The organism is Pseudomonas sp. NPDC087639, assembly GCF_044743385.1.
Lineage (GTDB): Bacteria > Pseudomonadota > Gammaproteobacteria > Pseudomonadales > Pseudomonadaceae > Aquipseudomonas.
In genome coordinates this window covers 18,452-29,161 of sequence record NZ_JBIUWI010000039.1, presented here as the reverse complement: position 1 = coordinate 29,161, position 10,710 = coordinate 18,452, and the positions used below count along the sequence as shown (strand labels likewise).

Below are 10,710 nucleotides of genomic sequence, written 5' to 3'. Positions count from 1 at the left end.
CGATGCTCAGCCTCGGCAACGCCTTCGAAGAAACCGACATGCGCGAGTTCGATCGCCGCGTGACCGAAGGTCTGGATCTGCCGGCCGGCGATCTGTTCGGTGGCGGCGCGGCGGTGGAGTACAGCTGTGAGCCGAAGCTTGATGGCCTGGCGGTCAGTCTGCTGTATCAGGACGGTGTGCTGGTGCGTGGCGCTACCCGCGGCGATGGCACCACGGGTGAAGACATCAGCGTCAACGTGCGCACCGTGCGTAACATTCCGCTGAAGCTGCACGGTGAAGGCTGGCCGGCCACGCTGGAAGTGCGTGGCGAAGTGTTCATGTCCAAGGCCGGTTTCGAGCGTTTGAACGCGTCGCAACTGGAAGTCGGCGGCAAGACCTTCGCCAACCCGCGTAACGCGGCGGCGGGCAGTTTGCGTCAGCTGGATTCGAAGATCACTGCCAACCGTCCGCTGGAATTCTGCTGCTACGGCATCGGTCAGGTCTCCCACGATATTTCCGACACACACATCGGCAACCTCAAGCAGTTGCAGAAGTGGGGCATGCCGATCAGTCACGAACTGAAACTGGCCAAAGGCATTGGCGAATGCCTGGATTACTACCGCGACATCGGCGAACGTCGCAACTCGCTGGCCTACGAAATCGACGGCGTGGTGTTCAAGGTCAACAGCATTGCCGATCAGCGTGAGCTAGGCTTCCGTGCCCGCGAGCCGCGCTGGGCCATCGCGCATAAATTCCCGGCCATGGAAGAACTCACCGAGCTGCTCGATGTGGAGTTCCAGGTCGGCCGCACTGGCGCTGTCACCCCGGTGGCGCGTCTGAAACCGGTCAAGGTGGCTGGCGTCACCGTGGCCAACGCCACGCTGCACAACATGGACGAAGTCGCACGGCTGGGCTTGATGATCGGCGACACCGTGATCATTCGCCGCGCTGGTGATGTGATTCCGCAAGTGGTGCAAGTGGTCACTGAACGGCGTCCTGAAGATGCACGCCCGGTAGCGATCCCTGAGAATTGCCCGGTGTGCGGCTCGCACGTCGAGCGCACGCAATTGATCAAGCGCAGCAAGGGCAAGGAAACGGTCAGCGAAGGTGCGGTGTATCGCTGCGTCGGTCGTCTGGCCTGCGGCGCGCAGTTGAAGCAGGCGATCATCCACTTCGTGTCGCGCCGTGCGATGGACATCGAAGGCCTCGGCGACAAAAGCGTCGAGCAACTGGTCGACGAAGGTCTGGTCAGTTCGCCGGCCGATCTGTACGCGCTGAAGTTCGACGACATCGTCGATCTGGAAGGCTTTGCCGAAGTCTCCAGCAACAAACTGCTGGCAGCCATTGCCGACAGCAAGAAGCCGGGCCTGGCACGTTTCATCTATGCCCTCGGTATTCCTGATGTCGGCGAAGAAACAGCCAAGGTGCTGGCGCGCTCATTGGGTTCGCTGGAGCGTGTGCAGCAAGCTCTGCCGCAAGTGCTGACCTACCTGCCGGATGTTGGCCTGGAAGTGGCGCACGAGATTCACAGCTTCTTTGAAGATGCGCACAACCAGCAGGTGATCAGCGAATTGCTCGGTCATGGTTTGCAGATTCAGGATCAGGGTGAGTTAGGCGCCGAATTCGCTGCCAGCACCACGCTGGGAGGCTTCCTCGACAAATTGCACATTCCATCGGTCGGCCCCGGTGGCGCACAGAAACTCGCGGACAAGTTTGGCTCGCTGGAAGCGGTGATGAACGCCGACTGGCTCGACATGCGTCAGGCGTTGCCGGAAAAACAGGCGAATTCGGTGCGTGAATTCTTTGCGCTGCCGGAGCATCGTCAGCTTGCCGAGGGCGCCGAGAAACAACTGCGTGATTTCGGCATGCACTGGCAGAGCGAGAAAAAAGTTGTCGAAGGTTTGCCACTGTCCGGCGAGACCTGGGTGCTGACCGGCAAGGTCGAGCTAATGAGCCGTGATGTGGCCAAGGAACACCTGGAAAGCCTCGGTGCCAAGGTGGCGGGTTCGGTGTCGGCCAAGACTCATTGCGTGGTCGCCGGTCCGGGCGCCGGGTCGAAGTTGACCAAGGCCAACGAGTTGGGTGTGAAAGTGATGGATGAAGAAGCCTTTATCGCCTTCCTCAAAACCCACGGCATCTCCGTCTGAGTCATTGGGTAAACCCAAAACCTGTGGTGAGGGGATTTATCCCCGACCGGCTGCGCAGCAGTCGTAAAATCTGAGCACACGGTTTGTCTGATTCGACCGAGTTGTAAGGTTTTGGGGCTGCTTCGCAACCCACCGGGGCGGTGCGACGTTTCGCTAAATCCCCTCGCCACAATGGTGTTATCACCCGGGAGCGCCGTTATGAGTGGGAACGATGTTGTCATGGGAATGATCTAGTCTTGGCAAGCCCCAGGGAGAGATCGCCATGTACCGCTTTTTCGAGCAGCTCAGTTCTCGCATCGTCGCGCCGTTCATGGGCGAATCTTCACGCAACAGCAAAGTCTGGCCGTGCCGCTGCGGCCAGTCGCTGTTTTTTCGCAACAGCCAGTGCCTGGCGTGCAGCGCATTGTTGGGCTACCAACCCGAACAAAGTCGCCTGACCTCGTTGCAACCCGGCCCGCAGGACGGCACCTGGACGCTCGACGCCGACCCCGATGCCGGGCTGTTCCGCCGCTGCGCCAACCTCGACACACCTGCCGCCTGCAACTGGCTGCTGCCGTTCAACGGCCATGACAGCCTGTGCATCGCCTGTAGCCTCAATCGCACCATCCCCGACTTGTCCGATCCGGACAACCCCGAACGCTGGCGTAAGGTCGAGATCGCCAAGCGTCGTCTGGTCGCGCAACTGATCACCCTCGGCTTGCAGGTCATCCCGAAAACCGTGGATGAAGAAACCGGACTGGCCTTCGACTTCATCGGCGTCGACCTCGAAGGCAAAGCGCCGATGACCGGCCACACCAACGGCCTGATCACCCTCGACATCAAAGAAGCCGACGATGCCCATCGCGAGCAGGTGAGGGCGCAGATGCACGAGCCTTATCGCACGCTGCTCGGGCATTTTCGTCATGAGGTCGGGCACTATTACTGGGATCGGCTGATTGCCAACGGCCCGTGGCTCGGATCATTCCGCAACCTGTTCGGCGATGAACGCGCCAGTTATGCCGAGTCGCTGGATCGTCACTATCAGCAGGGCGCGCCGCTGGACTGGCCACAGCAGTACGTCAGCGCCTACGCGACCATGCACCCATGGGAAGACTGGGCGGAAACCTGGGCGCATTACCTGCACATGATGGACGCGGTGGACACCGCGCTGGGCTTTGGCATGAGCGCGCGGGAGATGGACTTCGACTACCAGCCGTTCCCGACCAGTACGCTCTACGATCCGGAGCATCCCGGTGGCGAAGCCTTCCTGTCGTTCGTCAACGCGTGGATCGAACTGGCCGGGATGCTCAACGAACTGTCACGCAGCATGGGCCAGCCGGATTTCTATCCGTTCGTGCTGCCGGCAGCGGCGATTGCCAAGCTGCATTTCATTCACCTGGTGATCCAGCGCGCGGGCGGCAAGGCGGATGAGGTTCTGACCCTGTAGGAACTGTCGCAGGCTGCGATCTTTTAACGTCAACGCATGTCCTTGAAGCCATTCATATTTTTTATCTACAACCAACGGTTGTAACTTCACCTCAGATAGGTACAATGGCGCGGCTCGCCGACAGGTGAGCGTCGTTATGGTGACCCCATCGGTCCCCCCGCAACGATTACCCGTGAACCTGGTCAGAGCCGGAAGGCAGCAGCCACAGCGGGAACATTGTGTGCCGGGGTGTGGCTGGTGGGGGCACCACCTTAACGAACATCAAACGCTTCAATCAGAACTGCATGGGTTTCGCCCACTGCGGTTTTTTTGTGTCTGCGATTTGTCGGGGAACGCAAAATCTACATACGGGAAAGTCCCAGCTCGCAATGTTGCCACATGTAGTGAAATGTCCTCCCTGTCCTGCACGTCCTTTTAACCATCGCAGATGAAGACAGGCATACTTCGCTACCTAGCATTGAAAACTAGTATAAGTGGGTGAAATGGATAACTCGACCCAAGCAAAAATCCGGGCCTGGCAACTACGCCGTCTAGAGATCAAGGAGCAGATGCAATTGCATCCTGAAAAGACCCTTGAGCTTTCGGGGGTGCTAGATCTCATGGACGAGGAGCATGCTGCGATTCTAGTTGGTGCAACCGTTAGCAAGGTTGATGATGATCCTCAGCAAGACATGTCTCTTGATCCGCTCCCGAATTCCCAGCCTTCAATTCACACGGTTGCGGGGCAATTTGATCTGCAGTTGCGCGTGACTGCCGAGAATCCCGGAAACATGCTCAGGCTGCTCGAAATGGCTGTTTATGAGTTGCAGGGGAAAATCAGTGTTGAAGGAGCCAGCGTAGGAATGGGGGACGGTAGTTATCCCGGAGCGATGTCGGGCACTTTGGGGGGCTACCGCTTTGAGCTTCGAATCAATGACGAGGTCAGCCATGAGTGATTCGAAATGGATGGCAAAGGAGTCCTTGGCTGAGCACTTGGCGCCACTACTTGATCATTATGAGGTGAAGTGGCGCGGGCATGGGGTCATCTATGTCGACCATCAGGATGGCAATATCCAAATCGCCGAAAGGATCCTTTATCGCTTGAGCACTACTCTGGGGATGCCGATTGGGGACGTACGATCCAGATTGGTCGAATTGGGTTGGCTCAATGATGTTCGCCATGTAACGCCGATCCGAGATGAAATAGTTCGGGTATTTAAAGATGGTGTTCTCTGGTCAGTCGATGATCCAGAGAAGGATGATCCCGAAATCAATGAAGATCATGGTTGGGATTGAGCTTGTGAAACCCCCTATCTTGGCTATGAGGCTATATGCACCCGGAACATTTTGATTTATCCAGTCCTGCGTTCCTGCCCGTCACAGAGGCGGTTTGCGCGAGCTTGCTTCTTGAAGGTGGCACTAAAAATCTCGACGCCCTGACCGATCCGGAACTGGCAGCGGTGCTGGTCATTCAAAATTTGGCACAAATGGCTGAGAAAGACCTGAACGCCGTCGCAGCGGAGACGATTCTGGTCAAGCTCCTTGGGTGGGCTGTAGATTCTCGCCGCTCGGGGGGAGCAGGTTTACTATCCGAAGCACAGCGATTATTCCACCCTGGCAAGTTCTACTTCGGACTGAATGCTATCAAGCGTGTGAACCTACGTTTCCTCTTGGCAGACGAAGTGTTGGCTCGAGAATACCTGCTGCCGGATGGCAAATGGGATGTCGGGTACAAAATCCGCCATCATAAGATCCATAATCCTTTCAGCCATCAGATGGTTACACCCAAACAACGGGAGCGCTGGTTGAGCGCTGCGCAGGACAAATTGCTCAGAACCTTTCGCGCCAATCTCGATGAGGATCTGCACGTCCAGGGCTATGCGGGGATAGGCAAAAGTCATCTGCTGGTGGCGCTGCTCGAGCACTTGCGACCCGGGCGGACGTTGCTGCTGGCGCACACCGATGCAAAACTGGAAAACCTGCGCAAGCGCATGAAAGGAGTTATCGAAAAGAAGGCCGGCAGGACTTTTCAGCAATTCGCGCACTCTCTGTTGCTCGGCCGTCGACCACAGTTCGCCAATACCCCGGCGCGGGTTGCGAGTAAGCAAGCCGTGGCTCAGGAGCTGAATATCTTCGGCTTCCGTCATCACGACGGGCAGGCGACGCTGGATGTCTGCTTGCAAGTGATCGAGCGCTATTGCCGCTCCCGAGAACATAGCTTTTCGACCAACCATCTGCCGCATTTCAATCAGCCATTGTCACGGACGGATGCCACAGTGCTGCTTGAGTATTCAAGTCGGCTATGGGGCTACCTTGATATGAATCCAGCGTGGAATAGCCTGACAGGGTTGGATGCGTTATTGATGGTTAAGCGTGCGAGCTTGGCCGACTGCATGGTGCCGGCTCGTTATACGCATGTGCTGATTGATGAGAGCCAGGATATACCGGCCTCGCTGCTGCAAATCATCGAGCGTGGCCGTCAAGTGCTAATTACCCTTGGAGATGAGTACCAGCAGGCTAGCGGCGTGGAGGTTAAAAGGAAGCGTGAAGTGCGGCAAAGCGACATTAGTTTTTCCGTACGCTCTGGCCGTGATATCGAGCGTCTGGTCAATCCGTTGATATTCCGTCATACGCAAAAGAGCAAGATACCGTTTGAAGGCGCTCGTGACGCTGATGTCGGTATTGAGCATTATCCGATCGGCTTCGTGCCGCCCGAGGGGTGCATAATTTTCACTGCCTCCCGCTGGGACATGATGAAGTGGGTTATCGAACTACATGATGCCAACTGCGCATTTGACTTTGCGGACAAGGAAGAGCAGAAAAAGCAAAGTCTTTTCATGAACACTGCCATCGAATTATTTAATCCTGACTTTTACAGTGTCGAACTTCGCGAAAACGACGTACATCCGGACTTCGTCGATTTGCCTGATTGGCAATCTGTCTGTAGCGCCAATCAATTCGATGGTGCCTTTCATTGGGTCAAGGCCAAGCTGGAAAAAGGCTTCAAGATTGCCGATCTGACGCGGATGAATCGGGTGATTGGCAATGCTGGTAAGCGCTGCATGCTGATGCTGGCAGAGAGCGCAGGGGGGATGGAGTTCGATGAAGTTCTGCTGACTCCGGAGTTGCTCACTACCGAAATGTTCAAAAATGCCTATGAATTTGATCAGCGAATTTGCGCCGTGTACATCGCGATTTCCCGTGCAAAAGTAAAGCTATACGTTCCTATCGATGTGGTTGAGTGGGTCGATTACCACGAAAATCGAAAGCCGAAATTCCGTGAGTCGCCCGGCTGCTGATTGCCACTACTTTTACGGATGAGCAGCAATACGAAAGGATGGTATGTCCACCGATTTGCAATCTGCTTGCGAACGCTTCGACAAAGCAATGTCCAGTTTGCTGGACATGAATGCTGTCCTGCGAGAGGACTTGGAAGTTCTACTCGCCGCTTTTCCCGACCAGAGCGGTCAGGTGCTTAGACGAAACTTTATCCGTGCGTCGTGGGCTTATGTTGAGGCTATTACGTTCGCCTTCAAAAACATGGCAACATTATTGGTGGATGAGGGCGCATGCGAGGTGGATCCGAAGGATAAGGAGTTTCTGAATAGTCAGCGATTTGAGGCGCTCGAGAATGTAAAGGCGACGATGAGGCTCGTTGTTAAAGTCTTCAGCGTTCCTGAGCGAGATCTTGGAGGTGGAACCGACTGGCGCCATGTAAAACCGAGTAATACGGTCAGGAACCGATTGCTACATCCAAAATCAGTGGAAGACTTGCAGGTATCAAACGCCGAATGGGAGAGCCACAAGAGCGCTTTCGTTTGGTTGGTACATGCCTTTGATGGCCTTCTCACGGACATAGTGGCCAATGCAGCTAACAGCAGGATGTGAGGAGCAGTGCCCGATCTAGAAGCCTGTTGCATCCACAGAAACTGAAACTGTGTCCTCAGGCAATTCGTGCCTCAGAATCGGATTTTTCCTAAAGACCATCCCCCGATACGTACGCTACTCTCGCGGCGCCTGCAAAATACTTTCACCTCCAATGACGGAGGTTTTATGTTCGATACAAGGACGACGAATGATTTCCTCTGCTCGATTGGGTGACAAGCATGTCTGCCCATTACCGGGACACGGTACAACCCCAATCGCATCTGCGTCTGCTGATACAAATATCAATTTCATGGGATCCGCTCGTGTGGGCGATGCCTGTGGATGCGGCGCTGTCATCATCACGGGATTTCCCTCGATTTTGGTAAATGGCCGCCCCATGGCACATTTAGGAAGCCCTACAAGTCACGGTGGAACGATCATCACCGGATCGGGTGATGTCGGTGGTGGTTTTGTCATGGGGGGAGCTGGAGGGGCAACCATCATCAACTTCATGGCGCTTGGAGCGATTCGCCCCAACGGGACGGTTGACGAAGAGAAGATGGCCACGCTTCTCGCTGATCCGCAACTGAAAGAAAAGGCTGTTGCCGCCAACGCGCTCGTAGATCCTGGCACTCCGAAGCCAGAACAGAATGTGGATAAAGTACAACCTGCCGCGTGCAACCATCCTGACCAAATGGAGCCTCTGGCTGACTACATTGCAGGTGAGATGAATCGAAATATCCTGAGCCCGGAAGTCTCATCGATGCAAAAACTCTACAACTATGATCCTGCTTCGCCAGACAGGAAGCCTTCGTCGCTAAAAGGCGTGGGTCCGCCAGCTGCCCGGCTCCTTGGTAATTACATGGACATAGCCGCCGCTTGGACAATCTGGGCAAGTAAAGTAGGTCCGAGAATGGACTGGGATCATAAGCCGAAGCTTCGCAAACTTTTTGTTGGCGTTTACCACAAGCAGGGGGCCTACGATTACTTCTACGATATCTGGTCGAATATCCATTACGGGTATGTCGGAGTCATAGCCGGCATGTCCGAAAGCGAGCTATTGGACGGAGCTGGCGTTGCGCAGCTTTTGTCCGACGCAGCCACCAAAGCTGGCGAGTTGAGCAAGCCTGAAGCGCAGAGAGTACATCCCGGCCCACACACTACGGCAAGCCCATGGTATGCGCCGCGATCATGGGATGACGTTGCCGATAGGGTATCGATTCAAATCGGGATTAAGCTCGCCGAACAGTATCCCGCAGGCGGAGTGACCGCGAAGATGATCATGGATGAAGTTGTTGCAATACCACCAGAGAGCTGGGGAGATGGAATCCGTGCCCACAACTGTCAGTAAGCGTCGGACATGGTTCATGCGGGTGCTGTGGATACCTTTGGTGTATTTGGTGATCGCTCACTGGGACATCGCTTTGCCGACAGTGAATGTTCATTACTCTAAAGCAGGGCAAGATGAGTTCCGGTACATCTGGAACGTGCAAGATCGTATTTACAAAGGCGGCATGCGTCCCGGTGGTGGGGCAATGGACAATGGTTTCCTCTTTCCAGACGACGAATTCTTCATGGAGTTTTCGTGGTGGAGTAAAAAGGGAGGACGTAATCATTGCATCAGCATCACACCCAGATGGCCTAATACAGACATCTATCTTGACGCAGACGGCAACATTGATGCGCGGAAAGAGAGTGGTACTGACGTAGATCGGCTGAAGAAGTGCCAGTGGGATATGGCCAAGCCCTAACCTGTGTCAGTACTCCTGAGATAAATGATGGCAACTGGCCTTGCATCGCCCGTACCTATTCTAGAGAATCGCTTCGCTTGAAATCGTCAGGCAGCATCGGCGAGCTTGTGTAGTGCGCTAACGGAAAACTCGACTATCAGAGGAAGAAAGGCGTGAAAAAACTGTTCAAATGGCTCGGCATTATCATAGTTGTCCTCTTTGTTATTGGATTCATCAGCAATGCGATGAAGTCTCCGGAGCAGAAGCAAGCGGAAGCAGTGGCGCTCGCCGACGCGAAAAAGGCACGTGCAGAAGCAGAGCTTGAGAAGGCAAAGCAGGAATTGGCTTCCACACCGACTGTGACTGCAAGTGATATTGCTGTTGCTTACAACGAGAACACGGTCGCTGCCGATCAGAAGTTTAAAGGAAAAAAATTCAAGGTGTCGGGCACTGTCACAGACATCAACACTGACTTCATGGGTAATCCATACCTCACATTGCGTGGTGGTGTGAATCAGTTCATGGAGCCGCAGTTTGCTTTCGAAAAGAGTGAAGCCGATTCACTGGCTTCGCTGAAGAAGGGAGCGAAAGTCACACTATTGTGCGTAGGCAAGGGTGATGTAGCGAAGATCCCGATGTCTGGTTCTTGCGCTCTGCTTTAATTGCCTATTGATATGAAAAAGGGACTCATGCATGAGTCCCTTTTTTCATTTGGTTGGGTTAAGGGCTGGCTTCGGAGTTGCCGGTATACAACCGAATAATCTCATCAATCTCCCCCGACATTTTCATCCGCAGCAACGTGCGCAAAATCCGCTGCACCGGCACCTTCGGATCATTCCTCACATAGCAACCGACTTTCTGCTCCTGTAGCACCGCGACGCCTTGCAGTTGCTGTTCGGGTGCCAGGCGCTGGTTGAACCAGTCCAGCGTCCACTGATTGCTCACGGCGTAGCGATAACGCCCGGCCAGCAGTTTGTTCAGCACTTGTTCCTGATTGCGCGCATCTTCGCGTTGCAGGCGATTGGCGTCGAACAGGGGTTGCAGGGTGGGATAGCTGTAGCCGAGCACTGTGCCGATCGACTGGAGGGGCAGGGTGGCAGGATCGGCGCTGGCGGGTTGATCCTGGCGAGTGATCAGCAAGTCGCGCTGAAAAAACAACGGAATGCTCCAGATGTAATCCCCCGACTGATTCGGCAGCCACGACTGTGCGGCGTAGCAGCGCACATCGATCTCGCCGTGTTCCATGGCACTCTGTATGCGCGTGCGGGGCAGGACGTTGAATTGTGCCGGCACGCCGACCTGGGTCGCGAGGCTGAGCATGATGTCATAGAGAATGCCCTGGGTCGGGCGGCCGCGTTCCAGTTGCACCATCGGCATCGCCCAACTGTCGGCCACGGCGAAGCGCAACGGGGGTTCCGCTGCCGTCACGCTCAGGCTGATCCCCAGCAAAGCCCCCACGGCCCAACGCATAAACGCTCCGGTAATTCACGATCCCGAGCCGATAAAAGCCTCTGCTGATGCAGCTTAGCCAGATTAGCGAAGGACACCGGATGCAATTTTGCCCTTGCTCCGCTAGCATTAG

Annotated in this window: 10 protein-coding genes and 1 other RNA gene; 10 read left to right on the top strand and 1 reads right to left on the bottom strand. The window is 55.3% G+C overall.

The window, feature by feature from the left end:
- From ligA to ACIOVB_RS17070, 10 genes are all read left to right on the top strand, one after another.
- Positions 1-2,126: NAD-dependent DNA ligase LigA (gene ligA, locus ACIOVB_RS17115; protein ID WP_401269661.1), on the top strand; the 2,126-nt coding region annotated here is incomplete at its 5' end.
- Positions 2,127-2,388: 262 nt separating this feature from the next.
- Entirely contained in the window at positions 2,389-3,552 is a 1,164-nt protein-coding gene (locus tag ACIOVB_RS17110) for a putative zinc-binding metallopeptidase (protein WP_401269658.1), read from the top strand.
- 146 nt (positions 3,553-3,698) lie between these two features.
- An RNA gene (gene ffs, locus ACIOVB_RS17105) (signal recognition particle sRNA small type) lies at positions 3,699-3,795 on the top strand.
- Positions 3,796-4,034: 239 nt separating this feature from the next.
- Complete coding sequence (locus tag ACIOVB_RS17100) at positions 4,035-4,487, top strand: hypothetical protein (RefSeq protein WP_401269656.1); 453 nt, start codon at positions 4,035-4,037, stop codon at positions 4,485-4,487.
- A complete protein-coding gene (locus tag ACIOVB_RS17095; protein WP_401269654.1) occupies positions 4,480-4,827 on the top strand; it encodes a hypothetical protein in 348 nt (115 codons plus the stop codon). The genes ACIOVB_RS17100 and ACIOVB_RS17095 overlap by 8 nt, the downstream gene beginning before the upstream one ends.
- Positions 4,828-4,862: 35 nt before the next feature.
- Positions 4,863-6,830, top strand: a complete 1,968-nt coding sequence (locus ACIOVB_RS17090) for a hypothetical protein (RefSeq protein ID WP_401269651.1) — start codon at positions 4,863-4,865, stop codon at positions 6,828-6,830.
- Positions 6,831-6,873: 43 nt separating this feature from the next.
- A complete protein-coding gene (locus ACIOVB_RS17085) occupies positions 6,874-7,419 on the top strand; it encodes a hypothetical protein (protein WP_401269648.1) in 546 nt (181 codons plus the stop codon).
- Between the two features lie 187 nt (positions 7,420-7,606).
- Positions 7,607-8,749 carry a polymorphic toxin type 44 domain-containing protein gene (locus ACIOVB_RS17080; protein WP_401269646.1) on the top strand — a complete coding sequence of 381 codons (1,143 nt, stop codon included), beginning with the start codon at positions 7,607-7,609 and terminating at the stop codon, positions 8,747-8,749.
- 16 nt (positions 8,750-8,765) lie between these two features.
- On the top strand, positions 8,766-9,149 hold the full coding sequence (locus ACIOVB_RS17075; RefSeq protein WP_401269644.1) for a hypothetical protein: 384 nt from the start codon (positions 8,766-8,768) through the stop codon (positions 9,147-9,149).
- 152 nt (positions 9,150-9,301) lie between these two features.
- Complete coding sequence (locus ACIOVB_RS17070) at positions 9,302-9,790, top strand: hypothetical protein (RefSeq protein ID WP_401269641.1); 489 nt, start codon at positions 9,302-9,304, stop codon at positions 9,788-9,790.
- Positions 9,791-9,848: 58 nt separating this feature from the next.
- Here ACIOVB_RS17070 and ACIOVB_RS17065 read toward each other — a convergent pair whose 3' ends face one another.
- Entirely contained in the window at positions 9,849-10,598 is a 750-nt protein-coding gene (locus ACIOVB_RS17065; RefSeq protein ID WP_401269638.1) for a substrate-binding periplasmic protein, read from the bottom strand.
- Positions 10,599-10,710: the final 112 nt, after the last annotated feature.